At 44.5% G+C, this 299-nt stretch carries 1 protein-coding gene; it reads left to right on the top strand.

The window, feature by feature from the left end; genetic code table 11:
• Positions 1 to 116: 116 nt before the first annotated feature.
• Positions 117 to 299: LBP_cg2779 family protein (locus LI126_RS14655; RefSeq protein WP_227165664.1), on the top strand; the 183-nt coding region annotated here is incomplete at its 3' end.

Raw genomic sequence — 299 nt, 5'->3', positions numbered from 1 at the left:
AGATTATTCAAGCCTTCTAGCATCTACGAAAAGAAAAGTTTACAATAAATATTGTAATATCGTACGTATGCAGCCATCGTCATTATGAATGATGACCATGAAGGGAGAAAGTTTTAATGAGCGAACCAGTCAACAGTCTTGCAGCAGAAATCATCGAATTCGAACGGGTCCATGCAATGACCGACAACCAAGTCGCATTTGGCAGCCAATTGTCGGTTGAGCGCGTGCATGATATCAAGTCACAAAGCGATCTCGCTACTGATGAGGAAGCCAGTCTCTTGCGGCGCTTCATGCAGGCC

It is taken from the genome of Mediterraneibacter sp. 210702-DFI.5.30 (assembly GCF_020560115.1).
GTDB classification, from domain to species: Bacteria; Bacillota; Clostridia; order Lachnospirales; family Lachnospiraceae; genus Mediterraneibacter; species Mediterraneibacter faecis.
This window is presented reverse-complemented; position numbering and strand designations above follow the sequence as displayed.